This is a genomic window from Alcaligenes sp. SMD-FA (genome assembly GCF_025960365.1).
Taxonomy (GTDB): domain Bacteria; phylum Pseudomonadota; class Gammaproteobacteria; order Burkholderiales; family Burkholderiaceae_B; genus Alcaligenes; species Alcaligenes aquatilis.
Genome location: NZ_CP110108.1, coordinates 3,101,118 through 3,127,306, shown reverse-complemented (window position 1 = coordinate 3,127,306; position 26,189 = coordinate 3,101,118). Strand labels below are relative to the sequence as shown.

27 protein-coding genes and 1 pseudogene are annotated in these 26,189 nt (G+C 56.3%); 19 read left to right on the top strand and 9 right to left on the bottom strand.

Annotated features, from left to right (window positions below; all coding sequences use genetic code 11):
* The first annotated feature begins 108 nt into the window (after positions 1-108).
* On the top strand, positions 109-1,476 hold the full coding sequence (locus tag OKX01_RS14490; protein WP_094197521.1) for a DEAD/DEAH box helicase: 1,368 nt from the start codon (positions 109-111) through the stop codon (positions 1,474-1,476).
* Here the strand turns inward: OKX01_RS14490 and OKX01_RS14485 are convergent.
* Positions 1,456-1,845 carry a thioredoxin family protein gene (locus tag OKX01_RS14485; RefSeq protein ID WP_108727870.1) on the bottom strand — a complete coding sequence of 130 codons (390 nt, stop codon included), beginning with the start codon at positions 1,843-1,845 and terminating at the stop codon, positions 1,456-1,458. The genes OKX01_RS14490 and OKX01_RS14485 overlap by 21 nt on opposite strands.
* A gap of 73 nt (positions 1,846-1,918) precedes the next feature.
* On the opposite strand from OKX01_RS14485, the gene OKX01_RS14480 reads away from it, so the two are divergent.
* The 4 genes from OKX01_RS14480 (at position 1,919) to phaP (ending at position 5,251) form a co-directional block, all read left to right on the top strand.
* The gene (locus OKX01_RS14480; RefSeq protein WP_108727869.1) at positions 1,919-2,737 is read left to right on the top strand and encodes an EI24 domain-containing protein; all 819 of its coding nucleotides are present in this window, start codon (positions 1,919-1,921) and stop codon (positions 2,735-2,737) included.
* Complete coding sequence (locus OKX01_RS14475; protein WP_108727868.1) at positions 2,727-3,536, top strand: competence/damage-inducible protein A; 810 nt, start codon at positions 2,727-2,729, stop codon at positions 3,534-3,536. The genes OKX01_RS14480 and OKX01_RS14475 overlap by 11 nt, the downstream gene beginning before the upstream one ends.
* Positions 3,537-3,657: 121 nt before the next feature.
* Positions 3,658-4,407 (top strand): IclR family transcriptional regulator, encoded by a 750-nt coding sequence (locus tag OKX01_RS14470; protein ID WP_162496905.1) that lies wholly within the window; start codon positions 3,658-3,660, stop codon positions 4,405-4,407.
* A 244-nt stretch (positions 4,408-4,651) separates the two neighbouring features.
* Positions 4,652-5,251 (top strand): TIGR01841 family phasin, encoded by a 600-nt coding sequence (phaP, locus tag OKX01_RS14465; protein WP_094197516.1) that lies wholly within the window; start codon positions 4,652-4,654, stop codon positions 5,249-5,251.
* Between the two features lie 134 nt (positions 5,252-5,385).
* On the opposite strand, the gene OKX01_RS14460 is transcribed toward phaP, so the two are convergent.
* The 6 genes from OKX01_RS14460 to OKX01_RS14435 form a co-directional block, all read right to left on the bottom strand.
* Entirely contained in the window at positions 5,386-6,420 is a 1,035-nt protein-coding gene (locus OKX01_RS14460) for a quinone-dependent dihydroorotate dehydrogenase (protein ID WP_094197515.1), read from the bottom strand.
* Positions 6,421-6,441: 21 nt separating this feature from the next.
* Positions 6,442-7,167 (bottom strand): arginyltransferase, encoded by a 726-nt coding sequence (locus OKX01_RS14455; RefSeq protein ID WP_094197514.1) that lies wholly within the window; start codon positions 7,165-7,167, stop codon positions 6,442-6,444.
* A gap of 48 nt (positions 7,168-7,215) precedes the next feature.
* A complete protein-coding gene (aat, locus tag OKX01_RS14450) occupies positions 7,216-7,944 on the bottom strand; it encodes a leucyl/phenylalanyl-tRNA--protein transferase (RefSeq protein WP_264671986.1) in 729 nt (242 codons plus the stop codon).
* Positions 7,945-7,946: 2 nt separating this feature from the next.
* On the bottom strand, positions 7,947-8,537 hold the full coding sequence (locus tag OKX01_RS14445) for an NUDIX hydrolase (protein ID WP_094197512.1): 591 nt from the start codon (positions 8,535-8,537) through the stop codon (positions 7,947-7,949).
* A 20-nt stretch (positions 8,538-8,557) separates the two neighbouring features.
* A complete protein-coding gene (locus OKX01_RS14440; protein ID WP_125277650.1) occupies positions 8,558-9,160 on the bottom strand; it encodes a DUF2946 family protein in 603 nt (200 codons plus the stop codon).
* A gap of 110 nt (positions 9,161-9,270) precedes the next feature.
* Positions 9,271-9,828 (bottom strand): MarR family winged helix-turn-helix transcriptional regulator, encoded by a 558-nt coding sequence (locus OKX01_RS14435; RefSeq protein ID WP_094197510.1) that lies wholly within the window; start codon positions 9,826-9,828, stop codon positions 9,271-9,273.
* 839 nt (positions 9,829-10,667) lie between these two features.
* On the opposite strand from OKX01_RS14435, the gene OKX01_RS14430 reads away from it, so the two are divergent.
* The 3 genes and pseudogenes from OKX01_RS14430 to hppD all read left to right on the top strand — a co-directional run bounded on the left by OKX01_RS14430 (position 10,668) and on the right by hppD (position 14,329).
* Positions 10,668-12,086 (top strand): aspartate ammonia-lyase, encoded by a 1,419-nt coding sequence (locus OKX01_RS14430; RefSeq protein WP_094197509.1) that lies wholly within the window; start codon positions 10,668-10,670, stop codon positions 12,084-12,086.
* A 149-nt stretch (positions 12,087-12,235) separates the two neighbouring features.
* Positions 12,236-12,984 (top strand): annotated as a pseudogene (locus OKX01_RS14425) (sulfite exporter TauE/SafE family protein).
* Between the two features lie 268 nt (positions 12,985-13,252).
* Complete coding sequence (gene hppD / locus OKX01_RS14420; protein ID WP_264671985.1) at positions 13,253-14,329, top strand: 4-hydroxyphenylpyruvate dioxygenase; 1,077 nt, start codon at positions 13,253-13,255, stop codon at positions 14,327-14,329.
* A gap of 99 nt (positions 14,330-14,428) precedes the next feature.
* Here hppD and OKX01_RS14415 read toward each other — a convergent pair whose 3' ends face one another.
* Positions 14,429-15,562, bottom strand: a complete 1,134-nt coding sequence (locus tag OKX01_RS14415; protein ID WP_094197507.1) for an HPP family protein — start codon at positions 15,560-15,562, stop codon at positions 14,429-14,431.
* 57 nt (positions 15,563-15,619) lie between these two features.
* Positions 15,620-16,060, bottom strand: coding sequence for a hypothetical protein (locus OKX01_RS14410; RefSeq protein ID WP_108727864.1), 441 nt, complete (start codon positions 16,058-16,060; stop codon positions 15,620-15,622).
* Positions 16,061-16,187: 127 nt separating this feature from the next.
* Here OKX01_RS14410 and gspG point away from each other — a divergent pair, with 127 nt between their 5' ends.
* Genes gspG through gspF form a run of 11 tightly spaced genes read left to right on the top strand, consistent with a single transcriptional unit; the run spans position 16,188 to position 26,158 of the window.
* On the top strand, positions 16,188-16,658 hold the full coding sequence (gene gspG, locus OKX01_RS14405; RefSeq protein WP_094198415.1) for a type II secretion system major pseudopilin GspG: 471 nt from the start codon (positions 16,188-16,190) through the stop codon (positions 16,656-16,658).
* Positions 16,633-17,130 (top strand): type II secretion system protein, encoded by a 498-nt coding sequence (locus tag OKX01_RS14400; RefSeq protein WP_230017572.1) that lies wholly within the window; start codon positions 16,633-16,635, stop codon positions 17,128-17,130. Before gspG ends, OKX01_RS14400 begins: the two co-directional genes overlap by 26 nt.
* The gene (gspI, locus tag OKX01_RS14395; protein WP_094197504.1) at positions 17,127-17,486 is read left to right on the top strand and encodes a type II secretion system minor pseudopilin GspI; all 360 of its coding nucleotides are present in this window, start codon (positions 17,127-17,129) and stop codon (positions 17,484-17,486) included. Before OKX01_RS14400 ends, gspI begins: the two co-directional genes overlap by 4 nt.
* Entirely contained in the window at positions 17,483-18,082 is a 600-nt protein-coding gene (locus tag OKX01_RS14390) for a type II secretion system protein J (protein WP_094197503.1), read from the top strand. Before gspI ends, OKX01_RS14390 begins: the two co-directional genes overlap by 4 nt.
* Positions 18,079-18,939: a type II secretion system minor pseudopilin GspK gene (gspK, locus tag OKX01_RS14385; RefSeq protein WP_108727861.1), complete on the top strand. Its 861-nt coding sequence runs from the start codon at positions 18,079-18,081 to the stop codon at positions 18,937-18,939. Before OKX01_RS14390 ends, gspK begins: the two co-directional genes overlap by 4 nt.
* 4 nt (positions 18,940-18,943) lie before the next feature.
* Positions 18,944-19,912: a GspL/Epsl periplasmic domain-containing protein gene (locus tag OKX01_RS14380; RefSeq protein ID WP_230017574.1), complete on the top strand. Its 969-nt coding sequence runs from the start codon at positions 18,944-18,946 to the stop codon at positions 19,910-19,912.
* Positions 19,909-20,460 (top strand): type II secretion system protein M, encoded by a 552-nt coding sequence (locus tag OKX01_RS14375; protein ID WP_264671984.1) that lies wholly within the window; start codon positions 19,909-19,911, stop codon positions 20,458-20,460. Before OKX01_RS14380 ends, OKX01_RS14375 begins: the two co-directional genes overlap by 4 nt.
* Positions 20,457-21,203 (top strand): type II secretion system protein N, encoded by a 747-nt coding sequence (gene gspN, locus OKX01_RS14370; RefSeq protein WP_264671983.1) that lies wholly within the window; start codon positions 20,457-20,459, stop codon positions 21,201-21,203. The genes OKX01_RS14375 and gspN overlap by 4 nt, the downstream gene beginning before the upstream one ends.
* Before the next feature lie 13 nt (positions 21,204-21,216).
* Positions 21,217-23,526 carry a type II secretion system secretin GspD gene (gene gspD / locus OKX01_RS14365; RefSeq protein ID WP_125277653.1) on the top strand — a complete coding sequence of 770 codons (2,310 nt, stop codon included), beginning with the start codon at positions 21,217-21,219 and terminating at the stop codon, positions 23,524-23,526.
* Positions 23,523-24,941, top strand: a complete 1,419-nt coding sequence (gspE, locus tag OKX01_RS14360; protein ID WP_094197497.1) for a type II secretion system ATPase GspE — start codon at positions 23,523-23,525, stop codon at positions 24,939-24,941. The genes gspD and gspE overlap by 4 nt, the downstream gene beginning before the upstream one ends.
* A gap of 14 nt (positions 24,942-24,955) precedes the next feature.
* A complete protein-coding gene (gspF, locus tag OKX01_RS14355) occupies positions 24,956-26,158 on the top strand; it encodes a type II secretion system inner membrane protein GspF (RefSeq protein WP_094197496.1) in 1,203 nt (400 codons plus the stop codon).
* Positions 26,159-26,189 lie beyond the last annotated feature (31 nt).

Here is a 26,189-nt window from a genome sequence, read left to right as displayed (position 1 = left end):
TGACGCGAGTACTTAATGCCTGTGGCCGCTGTTGATGCTGGCAGGCATCAGTTAAAATAGGATTGTTACAAATGCTTGCCACTGATGGCAAGCCGACTTTTTGCGTACATGACAGATAAAACTCCTTCGACTCCCAATGACCTTACGTTTGCTGATTTCGGTCTGCACCCTGGAATATTAAATGCCGTCACCGAGGCGGGATATTCCAAGCCTACGCCTATTCAGGCCGAGGCCATTCCCGTGGTGCTGGCTGGCCGTGATGTCATGGGGGCAGCCCAGACTGGTACAGGTAAGACGGCAGCCTTTTCTTTGCCTATCCTGAATCGTCTGATGGCACACGCCACGACCAGCGCTTCTCCCGCTCGTCACCCGGTGCGGGCGTTAGTGCTGACACCAACACGCGAGTTGGCCGACCAGGTGGCTGAGAGCATTGCGCTCTATAGCAAATCGGTCCCGCTGCGCTCGACGGTGGTATTTGGTGGCGTGGATATCGGACCACAAAAAGAAGCCCTGCGACGCGGCGTGGAGATTGTCATCGCGACCCCGGGCCGTCTGCTCGATCATATTGATCAGCGCACCATCAATTTAAGCCAGGTCAGCATGCTGGTGCTGGACGAAGCAGACCGCATGCTGGACATGGGCTTTTTGCCCGATCTGGACCGTATTGTTTCCATGCTGCCGAAAAGCCGTCAGGGCTTGTTGTTCTCGGCGACGTTCAGCAAGGAAATTCGTAAGCTGGCCCGTAACTTCCTGAATGATCCGGTCGAGATTGAAGTGGCCGCCCGCAACGCGACTGCCTCGAATGTGACCCAGGTGGTATACCCCATGTCAGCAGACGAGAAGCGTCGTGCCGTGGCGCATCTGATCAAGACCAAGAAGTTGACGCAAACCATCGTTTTTTCCAATACCAAGATTGGTGCTGGTCAACTGGCACGCTATCTGGAACGTGAAGGCATCAAGGCGGAATCCATTCATGGCAACAAAAGCCAGCTCGAACGCATGAAAGTGCTGGACGCCTTCAAGAGCGGCACCGTGGATGTATTGGTGGCAACCGATGTGGCCGCTCGTGGTCTGGATGTGGCCGGGATGCCTTGTGTGATCAATGTGGACCTGCCGTATAACGCCGAGGACTACGTCCATCGTATTGGTCGTACCGGGCGTGCTGGTGCCTCGGGGGAGGCGATTGCCTTGATGGCCCCCGATGAAGAGCATCTGTTGCAGGACATTGAAAAATTGATTGGCACCGTTGTGCCACGTCTGAAGCTGGATCTGCCGTCAACGGCTTCGTCGCCCCGTTCCGGCCCCAAGCGCCATGAGCGTCGTTCGTATCAGTCAAACACGCCACCGGTGGATGATTTTTTCTTAAAGCCTTACGAGCCATCGACCGCTGCGGCGCCTAAGCCAGCGGTAACGTCTTCTTCCAACACAACGCGCAAGCGTTCGGTGGGTGTCCTTTTAGGCGGCGGCCGCTACTAAGGCGCGCAAATCTCCAGGCCCGGTATTAAGCACCGGGCTGCGTTCTGAGATGCTGTGCACCAGACGCGTCAGATGTTCGATATGAGGCAGCATGGGACCGTAAAAAACGGTCCCATTTTCGTTTTGGATCAGCAAGGTGGGGAAGTCTTCGATATCTTCTTCGCCCAGCAGTTCGGGCTGCTCTTCAATATCAATCCAGATCAGGCAGGCTTGGGGAAATTGTGTGGCTAAAGCCTCAAAAGCGGGCTGATATTGCTGACAGGTTTTGCACCATTGGGCACAGAAACAGGCAATCAGCAAAGCGTTGGGCGTAGCTTGCAAATGGGCAGCCAGAGCGGGCAGATCGTGTTGGGCGTTGAACAAGGCCATAATTTCATACAGACAAAAAGAAGCGACTGTGTCTATGATACTCGGGTAATCGATTTTGCTTCGCAGGAGCTGTATGTCCCTTTTTTCATCTGCCCCATCTCGATCGGGCCCGGCTGGTGGATGGGCCAGTATTTCAACCGCCTTCAAGCGTTCATTGGTGTCGCAATTTCAGCCACGCATGCTGGTGGCTTTGGTCATGCCTTTTCTGATCATGTTTGTGGGCCTGATTCTGTTGAGTTGGCTGCTTTGGACGCCTCTGCAGAACTGGTTGCTGGAGGTGTTGGGCGGCTGGAATACCTTTGAGTCTGTGGATCAATGGCTGGTGGGCCTGGGCCTGTTCTCGCTGAAAGTGTATTTGGCCCCCTTGCTGGCCTTGGGCATTTTATTGCCGCTGGCAGGGGTGCTGGGCCTGATTATTGCAGCCGTTCTGGTCATGCCTTTGGTTTTGGGGCACTTGCAGCAGAAGGACTATCCCGATGTGATCAAGCAAGGTCATAATGCGACGGCTTATAGCGTCTGGAATGCAGTTTGGGTGGGCACCTTGTTTTTGGTGGGCTGGCTAGTCACCTTGCCCTTATGGATTTTTCCTCCTTTTGCGCTGATTCTTCCCGTGCTGTGGTGGGTCTTTGCCCTGACGCGCATGTTACGGGTGGACTCCTTGGTAGAGCATGCCAATGTGCCAGAGCGTAAATATTTGTGGTCCCGTCTGAATAGTCAGTACTGGCTGATCGGCCTGGTATTTGCCTTGTTGAATCTGATTCCGCCCGCTTGGCTGGTCTTGCCCGTGTTCTCGGCCCTGGTATTTGCTCATTTCTCTTTGGAAAACCTTCGTCGCCTGCGTCAGCAAGAGGCAGCTGCGGCTTCTACTTCACTCATAGACCATGACAACTAAGGATCAAGCCATTATTCGTTTGATTATCATTGGCGACGAAATCCTGTCGGGACGTCGTTACGATAAACATTTTTTAAAATTGATTGAGTTGCTGGGGGCCAGGGGGTTGCAGTTGGGAGGCGCGCAGATCATCCCTGATGATCTGGATACGATTGCCGCTACGTTGGAGCGCAGTTTTGCGACACCGGATATTGTGTTTTGCTGTGGCGGCATTGGCGCGACACCGGATGACCAAACCCGTCAGGCGACGGCCAAAGCCTTGGGTGTAGACCTGACGCTGCACCCCGAGGCAGCGGCCTTGATTACCGAGCGTTGCGCTGAAAACGAACGTAATGGCGTGGGTAGTGCTGATATGTCCTTGCCCGAGAACCAGCAGCGCTTGCAGATGGGCATGTTCCCCGAGGGGGCAGAAATTGTGCCCAATACATACAACAAAATCCCCGGTTTTTTCATTCACAACCATACCTTTATGCCGGGCTTTCCCGTGATGGCCTGGCCCATGATGGAGTGGACGCTGGATACTCGCTATCGACAATTGCATCATCAGGCTCATCGGGTAGAGCATTCTTTCCTGGCCTTTAATTTGCCTGAGTCACGCATTACACCGGCGATGGAACATGTAGAGCTGACTTGGCCTGGGGTAAAAGCATTTAGTTTGCCTAGTGTGGAGGGGACAGATGGGCGGCCTCATATTGATCTGGGCGTAAAAGGCGACCCGGAACCGGCAGCAGAAGCGTTGGACTATTTGCGCAAACAGGTGCTGGATTTGGGGGGAAGCTTGAGCCCTGCGCTAAAATAGCGCTTGCCAAGCGCGCGGCCATTTCATATTATGGAATTTGTTGCGTTGCATCATAATTCTCCTAATAATGACAACAAATTCCTTTACGCCTTCTAACGCATCGCCAAGCAATGGTGGGCAGATGTCGATCCAGGTGCTGGAACGCGCCATGATCCTATTAGACGAACTGGCCAAGCAATCCGAGCCAGTGGCATTGAAGAACCTGGCGGCGGCAACTGGCCTGCACACGTCTACGACTCACCGCATCCTGAATGATTTGGTGGTGGGACGGTACGTTGAGCGTGTGGATAGTGGTTTGTATCGCCTGGGCATGCGTTTGCTGGAGTTGGGCTCCTTGGTGAAAGGCCGCCTCAATGTCCGTGCGGCTTCCTTAGCTCCCATGCGCGAGTTGCACAAGTACACCGGACAAACGGTCAATCTGTCCCTGCAGCAGGGCGATGAAATTGTCTATGTAGAACGTTCCTGGAGTGAGAGCTCCGGCATGCAGGTGGTGCGGGCCATTGGTGGCCATGCGCCTTTGCATTTGACCTCTACCGGCAAGCTGTTTTTGGCCTCCTGGGAGCCGCGTCAGGTTCGGGCTTACGTCATGCGGACCGGTCTGGCTGGTGCGACCCGCAACAGCATCACTCAACTGGAGTTGCTGGAACGTGAGTTGGCGCAAGTTCGTCGCTTGGGTTATGCCCGCGATAACGAGGAGCTAGAAATGGGCGTGCGCTGTATTGCGGCGGGTGTGTACGATGATACCGGCAAGCTTTTGGCGGGCTTGTCTCTGTCTGCGCCTGCTGAGCGTTTGCACGACGACTGGATTCCTGTTCTTTTGAGCACGGCCGCCAGGATCTCTGAAACGCTGGGGTACGACAAACAGCGCTAGGTCTTTGTTTTATCGCTGTTTTTAAGTCATTTATGACAAATAAATGACGGTTTTGTTGCAGCGCAACAAATTTCGTTGACTTTGGTTTGGATAGCGCTTAAAGTTGAATTGTTGCGGTGCAACATAGAAGGTTTGCCTTGCGTAGTTGCGAGTGGGCTGGGCCTTCTACAGACCCTTGTCTAGTAACACTGACATTAATTTCACGTTGGCTTGACCCAGGCCACGTATCTCCAAGGAAAACATCATGAGTGCTATTCCACAAAACGTACTGGAATCCCAACAAGCTACTTTGAACAACCTGTTCGCTGCCCAAGGTCAATTGCTGCAAGGCTTTGAAAAGCTGGTTGGTCTGAACCTGAATCTGCTGCGCAGTTCGCTGGAGCAAGCGGCTGGCCAATCCCAGCAAGTCATCAATGCCAAAGACGTGCAAGACGTAGTGGCCCTGTCGCAAAACGTGGCCAAGCCTAATGCTGCTCAGGCTCTGGAATACGGCAAAAGCGTGTACGACATTTTCTCCGACCTGCAACTGAACCTGTCGCGTATCGCTGAGGCTCAACTGGCTCAAGGCCAACAGCACGCTGCTGACGCGATCGACCAACTGGCCAAAAATGCCCCTACCGGCACCGAAAGCGCTGTTGCTTTGTTGAAGTCCTCCTTCGCCACAGCTTCCAATGCTGCTGAGACCGTTGTTAAGGCGGCTCGCCAAGCTGCTGATGCTGCTGAAAGCAACATCCAGGCTGCTACTAACGCCAGCTTGAAAGCGGCTGCTCAAGTGACTGAAGCCAGCAACAAAACGGTTGAAGCGGCTGCCGCTGCTGCAACTGCTGCTACCAGCAAGAAGTAAATCGTTGCCTGCCTGATTTGATCAGGTGTTAAAGGAAAAGCCAGCTCGATGAGCTGGCTTTTTTGCTTCGTGCAGTGCAAGTTGCCAATTTGTTTCTGGATACGGTTGCCCGCATCAAGCGGGCAATAGGCGTTTTACAGAGCGCGAATGCACTCGGAAATCAGTGCGGGGCCTTTGTAAATCAAGCCGGTATATAGCTGCACCGCCTGGGCACCTGCCTGGATTTTTTCCTGAGCCTGACGGCCGGATTCAATACCGCCCACACCAATAATCGGGAAGTCCGGTCCCAATTGCTCGCGCAGACGACGAATGACGTTCAAGGACAGCTCGTGCACCGGTGGGCCGGACAAACCGCCTTGCTCTTGACCATGCTGCAAACCTTGAACGGCCTCACGTGACAAGGTGGTGTTGGTGGCAATAATGCCGTCCAGTCCTTGCGAGGGAACGGTGTCAGCGATGGCATCAATTTGCGATTGATCCAGATCGGGTGCGATTTTCACTACGATAGGTACGTAGCGTTGGTGTTCTTCTGCCAATTCGGTACGCAGCGTCTGCAAGGAGCCCAGCAGGCGAGCCAGCTCGTCTTGAGCTTGCAGTGCACGTAGGTTTTGCGTATTAGGCGAAGAGATATTCACAGTGACGTAATCGGCGTGAGGGTAGACCGCACGCAGGCAGGTCAGATAGTCCTGATCGGCCTGCTCAATAGGCGTGCTCGCGTTCTTGCCAATGTTCAGACCCAGAATGCCACCTTGTGAACGAAACTGGCTTTTACGCACATTCTCGATAAAGGTGTCCAGGCCGTCGTTGTTAAAGCCAAAGCGGTTGATCAGGCTATTGGCTTCAGGCAGACGGAACAGGCGAGGTTTGGGATTGCCGGGCTGTGCTTTCGGAGTAACGGTGCCGACTTCAACAAAACCAAAGCCCAGTGCGCCCAAGGCATCGATATGTGCGCCATTCTTATCCAGACCAGCGGCCAGCCCTACGGGATTGCGTAGCTTCATGCCCATCAGTTCCAGAGGCTTGCTGGGCAGGCTTTTGAGCAAGCTGCCCAAAATAGGGGTTTGGTGGGCGCAATGCAGGGATTTCAGAGTCAGTTCGTGGGCGTGTTCAGCATCCAGACTGAACAGCACCCGGCGAGCCAAGGGATAAAGGCTGAATAGGGCAGACATGGGGATCGATAAAAGAGGACGTTAAGCCAGCCATTCCCAACGACCTTTTATCAGGAGCTGGTAGGGGCGAAAGCGGGTTTTGTAGGTCATTTTACGGCTTTCTTCGATCCAATAGCCTAAATAGAGCCAGGGCAGGGATTGTTGACGGCAATAATCCAGTTGCCAGAGTACGGCGTAGGTGCCCAAACTGCCGGTGTCGTCGGGATCAAAAAAGGTATAGACAGCGGAGAGTCCGTCTTGCAGCACATCAATGACCGCCACGATTTTCAAGGTGCCGTCGGGCTCGCGAAACTCCAGCAGGCGTGAGGTGACATGGCTGGCCAGCAGAAACTGGGCGTACTGGGACTGGTCGTCTTCGTCCATGCCGGCACCGGGATGGCGGCTGGCCTGGTAGCGGCGATACAGCTCGTAGTGCTCGGCGTTCCAGTGCAGGGGCAGATCTTGCACGATCAGATGGCCATGACGTTTTTTGGCACGGCGCTGGGCACGGTCAGGCTGAAAGTGCAGAGTGTCGCAACGCAAGGGCTGGCAAGCGCGGCATTGGTCGCAATAGGGACGATAGGTAAAGGTGCCGCTGCGTCGGAAGCCTTGTTGGACTAGCTTGGAGTAAACCGCGTCGTTAATCAGGTGCGCAGGAGCGGCAACCAGAGAGCGTGCCTGTTGTTCTGGCAGGTAGCTGCAACGGTAGCTGGCCGTGGAATAGAATTGCAGCGTTTGGGGACTGGTGGGTGCTTTGGGATAATTCATGCGACTCTGCCAAGCGTGATAGAGCCATTATGGGATGCTCGCGCCAGCCTAGCAAGTTGGGGGCTGGCCTAGTTGCAAAGCCCCGTGTGGCCAAACCGGGCTGGGCTGGTTCATGGCCCAGGCCAGGGCATCCATGAAATCCGCTCGGGGAATGGGGCTGGCGCCCAGACTGGCCAGATGCGATGTCTCTTGCTGGCAGTCTATATACGGTATCCCGGCAAATTTCAGAAAATCCACCAGATGGGCCAGGGCTATTTTGCTGGCATCGGTTTGTAAGGCAAACATGGATTCGCCAAAAAAGAAGCGGCCCAGATTCACGCCATACAAACCACCGACCAGCTTGTTATCCATCCAGGTTTCTATGCTGTGGGCGTAGCCGCTGTGATGCAAGTCGGTATAGACCTGCTGAATATCCGGGCTGATCCAGGTACCGGTGGCGCTGCGTTGCGCGGCGCATTGGCCGATGACTTGCTCGAAAGCCAGATCGCAGGTGACACGAAGGCGGGCCTCGTTCTGATCTTGCTGGCGTGCAACCTGGCGCAGCTTCTTGCCCAAGGAGCGGGAAATCTTGAATTTGTCCACTTCCAGCACCATGCGCGGATCAGGCGACCACCACAGTACCGGGTCGCCAGGGCTGTACCAGGGAAACATGCCCTGACTGTAGGCTTCTAGCAGACGTGGAACACTTAAATCCAGACCGGCAGCCACCAGCCCTTCCGGGCTGGCGTGCTCAGGGCTGGGCAGGGCCTGATCGGGAGTGACCCAGACAAGCGACATGATCAGTCGTGGTCGCGGGGGGCGATATCAAATTCGTGAATCTGGAAGCGACCAGCCTTGTGATCCTCCACGTAGCGCTCCAAGGTGGCGCTGACCGTGCGGAACGCCAGATTGTCCCAAGGAATGTCGTCCAGGTGGAAGAAACGGGCTTCCAGAGATTCCGGACCGGGATCCAATACGTCGCTGGTGACTTTGGCCAAGTAGTAAATATGCACTTGTTCTGCGTAGGGCACGCTGATGACGGTAAAGAGCGGGCCGGGTTCGACTTGGGCACCGGCTTCCTCACCCATTTCACGCAAGGCGCCTTGCCCCAGGGTCTCACCCAGTTCCATAAAACCGGCGGGCAAGGTCCAGGTGTTGTAGCGTGGTTCGATGGCACGACGGCACAACAAGATCTGATCGTCTTTCCAGGCAGGCACAATCCCGACCACATTACGGGGATTCTGGTAGTGCACCGCGCCGCAGTTTTGGCAGACATCACGCATGCGGTTATCGTCCGGGGGCACCAGTCGTGTCAGTTTGCTGCCGCATTGACTGCAGAAGTTTTGCGTGCGTGGAGCAGGGAAGTAAAAAGAGGCGGGTGGCTGGGTCATGCAGATTCTGTGATGGCGGTTCAAATAGGATCGGGCTCAGGCAAAACAATATACGCCAATTCGTCGGCGGGCGACACGCAGGATGACCAGACTGTCAGGGAACAGCGCCTGGGGTAGGCGGGTAAAGACCAGCCCTCGCTGTAATGAGGGTGCTCCAGATCCAGGCTGTCCAGGCCGTGTTGCTCTGTTCGCAATTGTTCCAGCAGCGCCGGAATATCGCGACTGGCCAATAAGGCCGGGCCGGTAGGGGTACGCAAATATAGCCGACCTTCAGCGCTGACGAACCACGCCTGGACGGCTGTTACGAGGCGTCCGGTGTGGTCTTGCAAATGCGCCAGATCTTCGGCCAGGGACACAATGAGAGGAGCGGCGTCCAGGCGAACATAGACACGCTGGGGGCCATTTTGGATAAACCAGCGGCCTTGTTCATCCGTCTGATAATTACGATTGAAAAATGCCAGCAATCCTGGGTGAGAAATGCGTTCACCCACGTGCTCGGGATGCTGGTTGGCATCGCCAGCCGGATGATGACGCCAATGGCCTGATTGATCCAAAGAGAGATATCCGCTGACAGCGGGTACATTGGGCCATTTTTTCATGGCTTCAATAACAGCAGCATCCATAAACCTCAGCCTTGCGGGGACGAAAACAAAGGGTGGCAACCGTATCGGTGCCACCCTTGATCATGTTGGGTCGACCACAAGGTTGACCTTTGGGCAGACGATCTTGCGCTTTAAACCATATAACTGCGCTGCATGGTTCCGGGAACGGTGTGCGAAAGAGGTTTTTCAATTTTGATTTCCCCTTTGCTATCGCTTTGCATGGCCCGGGATAACAAATTAGACAAGCGTTCACGCACGTCTTGGGGCACATGGCTAAACACACCCGAGAGCCACTCGATGTAATAGGGCAGCAAGTGCTCGCTTAACTCTTTGCCAGCTTCGGTCAGTTTAACAGTGAGTACACGGCGATCCGAGGCATTGTTTTGTCGCACCAGCAATTGCTGCTGCTCCAGCCCGTCTAGCAGGCCGGTAATGGTCGCGCGGGTGACACCGGCTTGTTCTGCCAGCAAGGCGGGACTTAGGCCGGAAGGTTGGCGGCTCAGCAAAAAAAGCAGAACCAGACGGCCTTCGGATAGGCCAAATTCGTTCAAGACGGTGCTGGAGGCGCGATTAATACTGGACGCCAGCGATAGAACGCGTAAACACAGTTCGATATCCTCGGTTTTAGGGTGAGCCTGGCGCTGGGATTCGCTCAGGATAGTTTGATATTTCAGATCGAGTAATTTCATAGTGCTGTGCCGTTGAGTAGTGCGCGGCAAAGAGCAGTAGTTATTTAGAAAGAATCACAAAGCCCAATAAAACCGGGCTTGCTTTCTTTTATTACTGAGCCGCTGCTTTTAAAGTGGAAATTTATCTTATTTTTTAATTCCATTTTCATTGATTTAAACACCTTTTATTGATCAGGAATTTTCATTTAGTAAAATAGTGCTGGTTTTTTTCAGTATTGTCAGTAGTGAGTTTATTGAATGGTCTCACTGTTTGTGTATACTCTTTTGCCTTCTTTTTTTCTCACATAACAAGGTTCTGGGACTCTCAATACCGGCATCTTGGTGATGATTGTTGATCTTGTGTTGTGAGTCTTATAGCGCAACAGCATCAAAATGATGCAAGCACGCAACGTTCGTGTTCAAAACGCCAGATCTTTGTTATGGGCAGGATGAGTGAGCTATATCAGAGGTAGACCGTCAAATTAAGTCGGTTCTCAAGCGCCAAGCAGAAAAACCAGGCGCAGCAACTCAAGAAAAACCGCAAAACGACGTGCAGGCGAGCGCTCGGCGTTTACAATGCTTACAGCGCTTCCCAAGCTCGACGATGCCTTCAAAAAAGGCGGTTGGATCATTCACCCCGCTTGGCGGATAGCAATACAGGCCCGTTTTTTACGGGCCTTTGCTTTCCGCAACTGGATACAAGCATTATCCAAAGCTTATTAGTGGTATTTGCCAGCATGTCCCCGAGCCCCTGCCCAGTTCGCAAGAAATGGCAGGGCTTTGTTCCGTTTGTACTCCGGGATTGAGTATGAGGCGTATCAGAAATGTCTTGCTATCGTTATTAAGGAAACGAAGGAATTATGAGTCAGTTCCGTATCGAACATGATTTGCTGGGAGACCGCCAAGTCCCCGATGAAGTCTATTATGGTGTTCATACCTTGCGTGCCAAGGAGAATTTCCACATTACCGGTACGCCTATTTCAACTTACCCGGAACTGATTAATGCTCTGGCACTGGTCAAGCAGGCTGCTGCTCAGGCCAATTTCAAACTGGGTTTGTTGGAGCAGGACAAGCATGACGCCATTGTGGCTGCATGCCAGGCCGTACAGACAGGCAAGTGTCATGAGCATTTTGTGGTAGACATGATTCAGGGCGGCGCAGGTACCTCGACCAATATGAATGCCAACGAGGTTATTTGTAACCTGGCTTTGGAGCATATGGGGCACAAGCGTGGCGAGTACCAATATCTTCATCCCAATGAAGATGTGAATATGGCCCAAAGCACCAACGACGTCTATCCAACGGCTTTGCACCTGGCGGCCTACCGTTCGCTGGATCCGCTGTTTGCGGCCATGGAACGTTTGCGTGATGCCTTTTTGAAAAAGTCCGAGGAATTCTCCTCGTACATGAAGATTGGCCGCACGCAGTTGCAAGATGCTGTGCCCATGACCCTGGGTCAGGAGTTCAACGCATTTGCCACCATGATTAACGAAGACATCGTGCGCCTGAAAGAATCGCGCAAACTGATGTGTGATGTGAATCTGGGTGGTACGGCAATTGGTACTGGTATTACCGCACACCCTGAATACGCCGAGCTGGCTGTAGCGGCTTTGTCCGATCTGTCCGGTGTTCAGCTGCGCGTGTCTGCCGACCTGATCGAAGCAACTCAGGATTGTGGTGGTTTCTTGCATCTGTCGGGCGTGTTGAAGCGGGCTGCCGTCAAGTTGTCCAAGCTGTCCAACGACTTGCGTTTGCTCTCTAGCGGTCCTCGTGCTGGTATGGGTGAAATTTGTCTGCCTGCTGTGCAAGCGGGTTCGTCCATCATGCCCGGTAAGGTCAACCCTGTGATCCCTGAAGTGGTCAACCAGGTCGCCTTTGAAGTGATTGGTGCCGACTTGACCGTGACCATGGCTGCTGAAGCCGGTCAATTGCAGCTGAACGCGTTTGAGCCTGTGATTATTCACTCCCTGCTGCGCAGCATGAGTTTGTTGAGCAATGCTTGCGACACGTTGACTCAGTTCTGCGTGGTGGGTATCACTGCCAACCGTGAATGCCTGGAAAGCAATATCGAACGTTCTATTTCCCTGGTGACTGCCTTGAACCCGTTTATCGGTTACAAAGCCGCTACCTCGGTTGCCGCCGAAGCCTTCCAGACAGGTACTAATATTCGTGATGTGGTTCTCAAGCGTGGCCTGATGGATGCCGAGACCCTCAATGAAGTGTTGTGTGCCGAATCGCTGATCCAACCTCGTGATCTGCGCGCTGCTGACCCAGCCTGAACCAATCTGAGCCAGGCATGATTTGGCCAACTTTGGCCAACGCCGGTAACAGTTTGGGAAGCCTCCAAGTTGGAGGCTTTTTTCTGCCCGCTCATTTCGCACAAGAAGGATACTGTGACCTTGTCTACATGCAGGAGCAGCAGGGGAATATGGAGTCGGTTTATTGGGCGGTTGCCTTTGGCGCCATTGTGGCCGGTTTTGTGCAGGGCCTGTCAGGTTTTGCCTTTGGTATGGTGGCCATGTCCTGCTGGGCCTGGTTTCTGGAGCCCCAACTGGCGGCGGTGCTGGCAGTGTGTGGTGCCTGGACGGGGCAGATGATTGCCGCCTTTACCCGGCGGCGCACGTCGTACTGGCAGATTCTCTTGCCTTTCTTATTCGGTGGGCTGCTTGGCGTGCCGTTGGAACGTATCTGCTGCCTTTTCTGGATGCAGCGCTGTTCAAGGCGTTTCTGGGTACCTTGATGGTGATCTGGTGCCCCGTCATGCTGATGTCTAGCCGTCTGGGCCATGTGCGGGTGTGCAGTCGCTTGGCTAATGCTTTGGCGGGTTTGATTGGTGGTGTGATGGGCGGTCTGGGTGGGATGACCGGGGTGATTCCTACTTTATGGACCACCATGACGGGCCTGCCTAAAGACAAGCAGCGTGCCGTTATTCAAAACTTCAATCTGGCTACCTTGTCTGTGACCTTGCTGGCGTATATCGCCTCCGGTTCTATTGTCTCGTCCATGCTGCCCGCGATCGGGTTGGTCATGCTGGCGGTGCTGATTCCCGTATTGGCGGGCGCACGTCTGTATGTGGGGATCAGTCAAAGCACTTTTCGCGCCATTGTGTTGAGTCTACTGACTTTGTCCGGGGTAGCGATGTTGCTGTCATCTGTCCCTGTGCTGCTGGCGCGCTAAGGCAGGTGGTTTAGACTTCTAGGGTAATGCTCTATATCGAAAAGGGGCTTGCTCCCCGCATAATAAGTGTCGGCGATGGGAGCGCATTTCGGGTTCCCGCCCACTGGAGCAGAGCCTGTGAGAGTTCTGGGGTTTCAATTGTTGTTTGGTGATCACTTGGCACGCAGTGTGCGCGGGATATCCTGCGCCCCTCCCAGCCAGGCTTAAGTCAACGTTTCAAGGCGTTTTTACGCCCTCCTTGATTACCTGATTACAGTTGGAGTCTGCTATGACTGACTTGTTTGAAAATCCAATGGGCCTGATGGGCTTTGAGTTCATCGAATTTGCCGCTCCCCAGCCTGGTGTGATGGAACCTGTGTTTGCGATGATGGGTTTCACCAAAGTGGCGGTACACCGTTCCAAGAAAGTGTCCTTGTACCGTCAGGGCGAGATCAACCTGATCCTGAACGAAGAACCCAAGAGCCACGCTGCTTACTTTGCTGCCGAGCACGGTCCTTCGGCTTGCGGCATGGCGTTCCGGGTGCGTGATGCGCAAAAAGCCTATGAGCGTGCACTGGAACTGGGCGCCCAGCCTGTTGATATTCCTACCGGGCCGATGGAGCTGCGCTTGCCGGCGATCAAAGGGATTGGTGGCGCGCCTCTGTACCTGATCGACCGTTTTGGCGAAGGTAACTCTATTTACGATATCGACTTCGTTTACCTGGAAGGCGTGGACCGCCACCCTGTGGGTGCGGGCCTGAAAGAGATCGATCACCTGACCCATAACGTGTACCGCGGCCGCATGGCCTACTGGGCTCAGTTTTATGAGCACCTGTTCAACTTCCGTGAGATTCGCTACTTCGACATCAAGGGTGAATACACTGGCTTGACCTCCAAGGCCATGACGGCCCCCGACGGTAAAATCCGTATTCCTCTCAATGAGGAGTCCGCCAAGGGTTCGGGCCAGATCGAAGAATTCCTGATGCAGTTCAATGGTGAAGGCATCCAGCACGTAGCATTCCTGACCGATGATCTGATTGCCACCTGGGACAAACTCAAGGACATGGGCATGCGTTTTATGACGGCGCCGCCACAAACCTATTATGAAATGCTGGAAGGTCGCTTGCCTGAGCACGGAGAACCCACTGCAGAACTGCAAAACCGTGGCATTTTGCTCGATGGCACATCAGAAGGTGGTCACCGTCGTCTCTTGCTGCAGATTTTCTCTGAAACGCTGATGGGGCCTGTGTTCTTTGAGTTCATTCAGCGCAAGGGCGATGATGGCTTTGGTGAAGGTAACTTCAAGGCCTTGTTCGAGTCCATTGAGCGCGACCAGTTGCGCCGAGGTGTCTTGCAGGCTGACTAAAAAGGTGTTGTGTCAGTGCTCAATGTACTGATGCAGATCTGTCCCCACTGTTTGGCGATGGCAAACAGTGGGGTTTTTTATTGGAGCTCAGCTTTATAGTCAGTCCGGCTGGTCTCGCGGAGGCTGCAGGATTCTGAACAGCTCCAGCATCAGATCTGACTGGGTAATCATGCCCACCAGTTCTTTGTGTTCATTGACCACCGGCATGTGACGATGGCGGCCCTGGCTGAACAAGGGAATCAGCTCGGCCACAGACCAGTTTGCATTGGCGGTGACGGCAGGCGAGGTCATGACTTCGGCCACCGTGGGAGCCGATTGCTGGCGGGGGCTTAAAAAGCGCTTGAGTCGCTGGCGCAGATTATCAGGTTGATCCAGTCCGGCGCGCTGCAAGAAGTCCGACAAGGCCAAAATACCAATCACATGTTTGTCTTGATCCAGCACTGGCAGGGCCTTGATCTTGCGCTCGCGCATCATGTCCCAGGCTTGTTGCAAGGGCGTGCTGACCTGGCAGGACAGGGGGGCATCATTCATCAAGGTCGCGCAGCGTCGTGTGCCCAGATTGCGTCGGAAGGCCGACTGATGAACGTAGCTGACCAATTTTTCCAGATCGTCCTGGCTGATGTTCAGCGTCTGGTTGTAGTGGCTTAGTGCAGCATCGTAATCCTGGTCCGTAAAGCGTGACAGTGTGCTTGTCGCACGAGTGGTGGGCTTAGGGACGGGGGGATAGGTAACCCCGGTCAGGCGGTTGTACAGCATGCCCAGGCAAATCAGCACGCAAGAGTCAAACAGGACCGGAAACAGCGCAAAGTCGTAATTGTGAATCCCGTTCAGGGCGGGGAAAACCGCCATTGCCACGCTAGGCGGGTGCACACAGCGCAGCGCCAGCATGATGGGCATGGCCACACACACGGCCATGGTAATGGCGGCAATTGGGTGAGGTAGCAAAATGGCGCAACTAATCCCTGTCAAAGCACCGACCAGATTGCCCAGCAACACATTCCAGGGCTGGGCCAACGGGCTGGTTGGCACTAGAAAAATCAGCAAGGCACTGGCCGCCAGGGAGGCTACCAGCCAGTGGTGCGTGTCGGCAAAATCCGACAGGTACAGGCTCAGAGAGGAAACAATCAGTACGCTAAGCGTGGCGCCTAGCGTGGCACGCAGCATTTCAGGGCGTGCAATGGCCAGCGACTTGGGGCGCAGGCTGTCAAACCAGTGACGAAATAAAGCAGACATACCCACCAGGGGGGAAAGAAGAAAGACAGCTTTAAATCATACTGCTAACTCTTCACTTCAGGGCTGAGCCCCTTGCTGAATACCGGCAATGACGGCGGGGCCCTTACGCTCGGTGGCGATTTGTTGGGGCACGGCATCGACCGTAATCACAATATGCTCGCGCTGCAGCGAATCCAGCAGCACGCCTGGTGCCAGCTCCTGACCAGGGCGGTAGGCGCGCACCGCCTGTTGATTAATGCTAAGTAAGGCGGCCCCACCCTGACCACTCACAATCATGCCGTGCAAACGCAGCTCGGGCATGGCGGTGCTGCCTCCAAACCACTGCGCAATTTGTTGCGTGCTGATCTGTTCGCGGTGGTCCTGCTCCAGCACAGGCGCAATCGTTCCTTCCGAGGGTAGGAATAGATGGATCAGCAGGTTGATCAAGGCCAGAGCAATACCGGCCTGACACAAACGCAGCCAAAGATGTGACGGAAATATGGCGGAAATAATACCCATTTAGACTGCATCGAATAGTGCATTGGCAGACAGCCCGTATGGCTGTCTTAAGGGCTCTTAGTGTGCGTGTGCTGCATGAAGCCCGTATGACAAGAGCTTGGGTTTTTTTGGGTGGCTTATTTCCTTCATGTCTCGATCTACTTTATCTCGCAGTCCGGCGCGTCGTTTGGCCGGATCGGTTCAGTCCCGCGCTCAACAAGGTTTTTCTCTGATTGAGGTCATGGTGGTGGTGGTCATCATGGGCATTATGGCGGCCTTGGTTGTCCCCAGCCTGATGGACCGGCCCGATCAGGCACGTGCCGTCGCGGCCCGTCAGGATATTGCCGCGCTGACACAGGCCTTGAAGCTGTATCGCCTGGATAACGGCCGTTACCCCAGTACGGCTCAAGGTTTGGCGGCGCTGCACCAGCGCCCCGCTCAGCCTCCCGAGCCACGCAACTGGCGCCCTTATATGGACCGTCTGCCTAACGACCCTTGGGGCAATCCGTACCAGTATCTGCAACCCGGCGTGCATGGCGAGATCGATGTGTTCTCGCTGGGGGCGGATGGTCAGGCTGGCGGGGCGGGTAGTGATGCCGATATCGGCAATTGGGACTGATGTGGCACAGCGGGGCTTTTCCTTGATCGAGACCCTGGTGGTCTTGTTGATCGTGGGTATTGTCAGCAGCGCAGGTTTAAGCGTGCTGGTACTGGACCGGGATCAGGGGATACAGCGGGAAGCCCGTCAACTGGCCCTGCGTCTGGCGCAGTTGCAAAGCTATGTGCGCGAAAGTGGCCGCAGCGTCGCCTGGAATGCGGATCAGCAGGGCTATCGTTTCAGCCTGATTCCGGACGCTACCGATGGCTCCAGCCCCACTGTGGGCTGGCTGCGCGATCAGGCTCGTTTTGCCCAATTGTTTCCCCAGCGATCCTGGACGCTGGAATCAGTGCGTGTGCGCCTGGAGCCAGCCGGGCCCTGGGTTTTTGTGAATGAATGGTTGTCCGCGCCGCGTCTGCTGGAGCTGGATGATGGCCACGAGGTACTGCATCTTCGCAGCGACCCGACAGGCCGTTTTGATGTGCAGTCATGACAGAGCGTGGCATGAGTTTGATTGAGGTGTTGATTGCGCTGGCCATCGTATCGGTGGCCCTGACCGCCGGATTGCGTGCGCTGGGCCTGAGTGCTTCTGGCAGCCAGGCCATGCATGAGCGCAGCCTGGCTCTGCTGGCCGTTGACGGTGTGGTGGCCGAGATGCGTCTGCGCCGCCTGTTTCCCGATCCGGGTGAAACCGTGGTGCCTTGCCGCCAAGGTTCCTTGAATTTGCAGTGCAAGCAGACCGTGCAAGCCACGGCCAATCGCTTCTTTCGTCAGGTAACGGTGCAGGCTGCCTTGCCCCAAGGCCCCGTGCTGGCCGAGCTGCACGCGACCTTGGCGTCCTTGCCATGACAGATACTGGCCAGGAAGGCTTTACTTTGGTGGAAATGCTGGTGGCCTTGACCATCATGGCCTTGATTAGCCTGATGTCCTGGCGAGGCCTGGATGCGGTCTTGCATGCGGATGAGCAACTTGGTCAGCAGGCACGTCAGACCCAGGCCTTGTTCAATGTCTTGGCTCAAATGGGACGGGATCTGGAGCTGCATCTGCCCCCCGTGCCAGGCCCCGTGGACCCGACCGGGGCGATGGCAGTACTGCCCGCCAGTATTCGCTGGCAAGCCCAGGGTGAAGGCCCGGCCATCCTGATGATTGAACGTCGTAGCGATGCTGGCGCGGGAACCCAGCAGATTCAATGGCGTTTGCAGCAGGGTGTGTTGCAGCGGGCCATTGCCCAGGCAGGAACGGTGTATCCCTTGCCCGAGTTGGGGCCTTTGCAAGCTGTGCTGGAGCAGGTCACTGCCTGGAATTTGCGTATCTGGATTCCGGCACGTGGCTGGCAAAGCTGGCCGTGGCCCGAGCAGGCTGGAGCAGCGGCGACTGGCATAGAGCTGACCGTGCAATTGGAAGGGCAGGAGCATCCATACCGCAAAGTGGTGATGCTGCTATGAAACGGGTATCCCAACAAGGCATGGCGGTGATCAATGCGCTGGTGGTCGTGATGGCAGTGTCTATTGCCACTATGGGCATTGTGCAGCGTCAAAGTGCACTGGCAACGCAACTGGCCAGCGAGCGTGACTACATGCAGGCCAACTGGCTGCTGCGCGGTGCGCTGGATTGGGCCGTGCTGGTCTTGCGTTTGGACTCGCAGCGTTCGGCTGTGACGCATAAAGGCGGCCTGTGGGCCCAGGCTTTGAGTGAGTTGAAGATAGAGACTCCTGACAAGACCCGTGCGGCTTACTTCTCTGGCTATATCCAGGACGAGCAGGGCAAATTCAATCTGGCTTTATTGCTAAGCGATGGCCGGATTCAGGCCCGCTACGTGCAGGCATTGGAGCAGTTGTTGGGCAGTGTGCAGCAGGAACCCTCGTTGGCTTTGGAGTTGGCCCAGCGGCTGCAACGGGCTCAGGCCGGACAAGCGCCCTGGCCCTCCCATTTGCAGGACTTTTTCCCCAATGCGGTGCAACAGGCCAAGCAACTGGAGCCTTATCTCAGCTACCTGCCGCAAGCCAAATCCTTGAATGTGAATACTGCCAGTGCCCAGGTGCTGGCTGCGGTGCAGCCTTCCGTCAGTCTGGTTGAGTGGCGTGGCCTGTTGGCGCAGCGCGACCGGGGCCAGTGGTTCCGGGATCAGGCCGATGTTCAAGCCCGCTTGCAACGTCAGGAGGCGTTGGAGGGGCAAACGCTGACCGTGCGCAGTGAGTGGTTTTTATTAAGTGGTCAGTTACGACTTGACCATAGCCGGGTAGCGACCCAGGCCCTGATTAACAGGGCTGCGGACCGCAGCCGGATTGTCTGGATTCGTTGAAGTGATGAGCAAAGTGCTGCGTATTTATTTGGACTCCCCACCTAGGCTGGATCAGCCGGTGGACTTTGTGCTGCGCGACAAGCGTGCCAAGGTATTGCGCCGTGGCCGGGCAGCGATTCAGGAGTTCAAAGCCCTGGCCCGATCGTTGGAGCTGGTTTTACCGGCCGGGATGGCAACGGTGACTGAGGCGCGTATTCCTTCAGTCAGTGCGTCGCGGCGGCAGGCCGTGGCCTGCAGTGCGGTCGAGCCTTTGTGTTTGAGCCCTATTGAACAGGTGTGGGTGGCCTGCTCGGCACCGGGGCCTGCCGGTATGAGTCAATTAGTCTGGACGGAGCGCCAGCCCTTGCTGGCCTTGGGAGAGCAAGCGCGCCAGGCCGGAGTCCCTCTCAGTGGAGTCTATGCCTGGTCCGAGGGGCATGAGCAAGACAGGCAGGGCCAAGGTCAAATGCTGACAGTACCCGCTTGCTCCTTGTTGATGCCGGAGATGGCCGCCAGTGGCGGCGGGAACAGCGTGCTGCGCCAAAGTCTGTGGTGGACTCTGGCCGCGGTATTGAGCTGGACCTTGGTCTTGCAGCAGCAGGCGCAGTCCTTGCGCTCCCAGATGAAACAGGTACAGACCCAGATGGAGCAGGCTGTTCGACAAGCCTTGCCGCATTTGCCTGTCATTGTTGCGCCCTTGACGCAGGCCAGACAGCATCGTGACGGCTTGCTGGCCGATAAAAGTCCGGCCTCGGCGCCTTTTGATCGGTTGTTGATGGCCAGTGCCGTGCAATGGCCTGCCTTGCAAGGACAGGTGCGCGCATTGAATTTCAAGGACCAACAGTTGCTTTTGACACTGGCCAGCGATTTGCCTGCACCACCTTTGCCTGCTGAATCGGAGCTGGAGTGGAAACAGGGCGAGTCGGCCCGTCAGTGGGAGATCGGTTTGAACAAAGCAGCGCAAGCGTCCAGCCAGCAAGGGGGGCAGCAATGAGCAAATTTGCTGCCTTTCAGCCTGTACTGCTGACCGTCCATAACAAGCTTGCCATTGCCCGACAGTACTGGCGAGCCTTGAGCCGTCGGGATCAGTTGGCCTTGTCGGTATTGGGGGCTGTGCTGCTTGTGATGCTTCTGTGGTTGTTGCTGTTACGTCCCGCTGTTCGTGATCTGGCCTTGGCAAAACAAGAGCTGCCGCGCCTGCAGTATGAGATGGCGCAACTGCAAACCGTGTTGTCGCAAATTCAGGTCCTGGATAAAGAGCTGGTCGCGCCGGTTGACGCGCAAGGACAAGACAAAGCCTTGCAGCGCAGCTTGCAGACTTTGGGCACCCAATGTCAGACAGAGGTGTCGCCGGCCGAGCAGCGTGTTCTGGTCTGCCAGGCCGTGGCCGCTCCTGCCTTGATGGATTGGTTGATGCACGCCCCTCGTGTGCTGGGCTTTGCCGTGCAAGAAGTCAGCCTGAGTCGCTCGGTGGTAGATAGCCGCGAACGTGCAGGTTTGTTGGATGGCCGCATTGTGTTGGGTGCAGGAGAGCCTGCATGAAAAAACTGACCAAAATCATGGCCTGGACCTTGTTGGCGGTGTGTCTGCTGCTGGCCGCCGTGCCCTTTTTGCCTGCCCGCATGATGTTGATCTGGCAGCCGGAGCAATTGCCGCTACGACTGGAAACGGCTCACGGCAATCTGGCTTCCGGGCAAGGTCTGCTGGTGGTGGGGTCGGGTTTGTTGGCTCGCACTGTTCCCGGCCCTGTCAGTTGGCGTTGGCGTTTGACGCCCTGGCCGCAAATGGAAGTAAGCCATGCGTGGCTGGACCAGCCTGTGCGCTTGCAAGCCAGCCTGCAAGGCTGGCGCATTTCTGGCCAAAGCCTAACGGTTCCCGCTGCGCTTTTAGGGCGTTTGCATCCCTTGTTGCAGACCGTACAACCGCAAGGGCAGTTGCAGTTGCGCTGGCCCAGTCAGGCGCTGGCCGCTGAAAGTGGACCTTTGCTGGAGCTGGATTGGCGCAATGCGCGCTCGGCTTTGGCGGCCCAAGCCGAGCTGGGTGATTACCAATTGGCTGTCAGCCGCAAGGGCCAGGGTGTGCAGCTAAGCCTGCGAACCCTGGCGGGGGATCTGACTTTGGCAGGTCAGGGTCAGTGGGGGGCGGCAGGCGGGCTGTTTGAAGGACGTGCCCAAGCCAAGCAGGCCGACGATCAACGATTCAAAGAGTTACTAGAGGCCTTGGGGCCTCAGCGTCAGGGTGTGACCCAATGGCGAATAGCCACAACGATTAGCAAGCAGGAATAACCATATTTTGACTATGAGTACCTTGACCAAACGACTTCCTGGGCTGCGCCCTCGCTTCTTTTTAAGTCTGGGGGCCGCCGTCCTATTAAGCGCCTGTGCCAGCACAGGTCAGAAACCTGAGCCTGGCCCGGATCCTTCTTCGTTTTTTGCTTCGGTAGGCAAGACGCCTGTACGCAGTACCCAGGCTGATCCGCGCTTTACCAATGACAATACGCCTTCTGCTGCCGTGACGCGTCGGGTTCCGCAGCGAGTCGGGGGCCGGGCCGCTCCGATCGACCTGCCCGACCCGGCCGAGTTTCCGCAAGGCAACGACATTACCTTGAATTTTGTAGATGCTGAGCTGGACGGGGTGGTGGCCGCCTTGGCGCGCTTTACCGGCCAGAACTTTATTGTGGACCCGCGTGTAAAAGGGCAACTGACCTTGGTGTCCGAGGTGCCGGTCGACGCCCGCACTGCCTACGAGATGTTGCTGTCAGCCTTGCGGATGCAAGGGTTTGCTGTATTGCGCAATGGCAAGGTCAGCCGAGTAGTGCCCGAAACCGAGGCGCGTCAACAGGGCGGTGCCGTGCGTGCCGCAGGTGCCGGGGCCAGCGGCAGTGGCGAGCTGGAAACCCGTGTGTTCACCTTGCGTTATGAAAATGCCACGGCCCTGGTTCCCGTGTTGCGGCCCATGATTTCGCCCAACAATCCTATCAATGCTTACCCCTCCAATAACACCCTGGTTGTGACTGACTATGGTGATAATCTGGATCGCATTGCCCAGGTGATCGCCGGGATAGATACCCCTGCCGGTTTGAATACGGACATCATCCCGATTGATTACGGGGTGGCGCTGGATGTGGCGGCCTTGGCATCCCAAATGCTGGATACTCCGGGAAATGATGTGGCGCAACGCATCACGGTGGTGGCCGATCCGCGCAGCAATTCCGTGTTGGTGCGGGCAGGCAGTCCGGCACGGCTGGATTTGGCGCGGGATTTGATACGCCGTATCGACAGCCCGGAAAGCAATAAGGGCAATTTGCATGTGGTCTATTTGCGTAATGCCCAGGCCGTACAGTTGGCTGAAGTGTTGCGGGCTGCTTTGACCGGGCAGTCCGGCTCAGGTAATACGGCAACGGGTGGACAGCAACAGAGCAATAGTCTGGCTCCTGCTGGCAATGCCTCCAGCACCACGGGCGCGGCCAAGGCAATGGAAACGTCGGCAACAGCAGGTCAGTCCCAAGGCGAGATGGGCTTGAGTGCCGCTAATAATGCCAGTGGCACCGTGGCCTTTAGCGCTGGTGGGGCGACTGTTCAAGCCGACCCGTCTACCAATACCTTGATTATCTCGGCCCCCGATCCGGTCTACCGCAGCTTGCGTGAAGTGATCGACCAACTGGATCAACGTCGCGCTCAGGTGCTGGTCGAAAGCCTGATCGTGGAGGTGAATGCAGAAAATGCGGCCGAGTTCGGCATTCAGTGGATGACGGGCGGCGGCAATATTTCGGACGGCGGCTCGGGCTTTGTGGGCGGTGCCAATCTGGGCGGCAGCGGTATCACCAAGGCTGGGGCAACGACGCTTGATTCCTTGGCGGCTGGTTTGAGCCTGGGTGTGGTGAAAGGCACAGTGAACGTGCTGGGTCAGCAGATTGTCAATCTAGGTGTACTGGCGCGAGCGCTGGAGCGCCAGGGGGGCACCAATATTCTGTCTACTCCTAACCTGATGACGCTGGACAATGAAGAAGCCAGCATCATGGTGGGCCGTACCGTTCCCTTTGTGACGGGCCAATACACCACCACGGGCGACGGGGCCAGCAATCCGTTCCAGACGATTCAGCGTGAAGACGTGGGGCTGACCTTGAAAGTGCGCCCGCAGATCTCGGAAGGGGGCACCGTCAAGATGGCGCTCTATCAGGAAGTCAGCAGTATCGATACAGCCATGTCGGTATCGGCCAACTCGCCCGTCACACGCAAACGTGCGCTGAGCACGAATGTGCTGGTGGATGATGGCCAGATCATTGTGCTGGGTGGCTTGCTGGAAGACTCGATTGAGGACGGTACACAATCGGTGCCTTTGCTGGGAGATATTCCGCTGGTAGGCAGCCTTTTCAAGTACGAGAAACGCAAGCGTACAAAAACCAATTTGATGGTGTTCTTGCGTCCGCATATCGTGCGTAACGCGCAGGACAGCCAGAGTCTGTCTTTGGACCGCTACAACTATATGCGTGCCGTGCAGACTGGACTGCCGGATCGTTCCACCTGGTTTCACCCTGATGCGGGACACATGGTCTTGCCACAGGCCGCCGGTTCATCCGCTGCGGTAGACCTGCGAGAGACGCTATGACCCGCCTGCCTTACTCCTGGGCACGTCAGCACCGCGCGGTGCTGACGCAGCAGCAAGGTGTGGGCACGTTGGTGATTAGCGAGCGCACACCGGATTGGGCCTTGGTGGAGTTGCGGCGACGCTATCCCGAGCTGGACGAGCGGCAAATCCCAGATGCCGAACTGGATACCTTGATTGATGCCAGTTATGCACAGGGCGACGATGCTGCCAGCGTGGTGGATGCCGCTGCCAACGAGGTGGACCTGGATCGACTGATGCAGGAATTGCCCGCTGTCACCGACTTGCTGGAAAATCAGGACGATGCGCCGGTCATTCGCATGATTAATGCCTTGTTTACCCAGGCTGTGCGGGATGGCGCCAGTGATATTCACCTGGAGCCGTATGAAACCCACTCGGTCGTGCGCTATCGAGTGGATGGCCGTTTGCGCGATATCGTCAGCCCGCGCCGGGCCTTGCACGGAGCCTTGGTGTCCCGTATCAAGATCATGGCCAGCCTGGATATTGCCGAAAAGCGGCTCCCACAAGATGGCCGTATTGCCTTGAAAGTAGGAGGCAGGGCGCTGGACCTGCGTGTCTCGATTCTGCCTACCGGACATGGCGAACGCGCCGTGATGCGCCTGCTGGACAAGTCAGCCGGACAGCTGGAGCTAGAGCGTCTGGGCATGGCCCCGGATATTTTGGCTCAGCTCGATGAGCTGATTCATCAACCACACGGCATTGTGCTGGTCACCGGGCCTACCGGCAGCGGTAAGACCACGACTTTGTATGCCGCTTTGGGGCGCATTGATACGGCACGCAGCAATGTGCTGACCGTCGAAGATCCGATTGAGTATGACTTGCCTGGCGTCGGCCAGACGCAGGTCAACCCTCGTATTGAATTGAGTTTCGCGCGCGCCTTGCGCGCCATATTGCGACAAGACCCGGACATCATCATGATCGGAGAAATCCGGGATCTGGAAACCGCGCAGATTGCGGTGCAGGCTTCCCTGACTGGCCACTTGGTGCTGGCTACCTTGCACACCAATGATGCGGTGTCTGCGGCCACTCGCTTGGTGGATATGGGGGTGGAGCCTTTTTTGCTGGCCTCTACCTTGCGGGGTGTGCTGGCCCAGCGATTGATACGCAAACTGTGCCGACATTGCCGTCAACCTGCCGAGCAGGGGCAATACCGGGCTAGCCCTGAAGGTTGCCAACAGTGTGCCCATACGGGCTATCAGGGGCGTACTGGGATTCATGAGCTGTATCGCATCGATGAACGTGCCCAGCACTTGTTAAATGACGCCGGAGCCGAACCCGCCTTGCGTCAGGCCGCGCGTGAATCGGGCATGCGAAGCTTGCGTGAAGATGCTCAGCGGTGGGTGGAGCAGGGCGTCAGTACGCCTGAAGAAGTATTGCGCGTCACGCGCGAGTTATAGGCGGGCAGGACAGTATGGGGACCTATCACTATGAGGCCGTGGATCAGGCCGGTCGCAGCGAACGGGGGGTGCTGGAGGCCGAGAGCGAGCGTCTGGCGCGCCAGCAATTGCTGTCCCGAGGTCTGCTGACCGTTTCCCTGAAAGCGGGGCGCAGTCGTGCTGTGGCTCGTGCCCGCAGTGCGGGTTTGCGCCGCACCGAGCTATCCTGGCTGACTCGTCAGTTGGCCAGTCTGGTAGCGGCGGGCTTGTCGTTGGAGGCCAGCCTGGGAGTGGTGATTGAGCAGGCGACGCGTCGGCCTTTGGTGCAACTGCTGGCAGCCTTGCGTGCTGATATCCGAGCAGGACAAAGCCTGAGCGATGCCCTGGCCAATCACCCTCGTGACTTTCCTGAAATTTACCGAGCATTGGTGCGGGCAGGTGAGCAGTCCGGTGAACTGGAACAAGTGTTGGATCGTCTGGCCAGCTTTATCGAAGACAGCGGAGCCTTGCGCGGCAAGGTGCTGACAGCCTTTATTTATCCCGCCATCGTCAGCCTGATTTCTGTGGCGATGGTGGTGTTTTTGCTGAGCTATGTCGTCCCCCAGGTGGTGGGCGCATTTACCCAAGCCAAACAGCAATTGCCCATGCTCACGCGCGTGATGATCGGCGCCAGCGATCTGTTACGCGACTGGGGTGTGGTGCTGTTTGTGGTGTTACTACTGCTGGCTGTGCTGGCCGCTTTCCTGTTGCGACAACCGGCCTTGAAGCTGGCCTTTCATCGACGGCTGTTAAGCGTGCCCGTTCTGGGGGGCTATTTGCTGGGTGTGGATACTGCTCGTTTTGCCGCCACGCTGGCGATTCTGGCTGGTAGCAATGTGGCTTTGCTGACCGCTCTGGAAGCGGCAGGACGTACGGTCTCGAATCTGGCCTTGCGCGATGCGGTGAATCAGGCCGCTATTCATGTGCGCGAGGGTCTGCCTTTGGCGACTGCCTTGCAACGCAGTGCCTTGTTCCCGCCATTATTGGTACAACTGATTGCCAGCGGTGAAAAAACTGGCGAACTGGCCCCTATGCTCGATCGTGCGGCCACGACCTTGTCGACTGAACTGGAGCGCAAGGCCCTGACCATGACCGCCTTGCTGGAACCCTTGATGATTTTGCTGATGGGGGGCTTGGTCTTGCTGATTGTGCTGGCCGTGATGCTGCCTATTATCGAGATGAATCAGCTGGTGCAGTAAGCAGGTGTTCAATGGGAGTTGAACCAGGGTT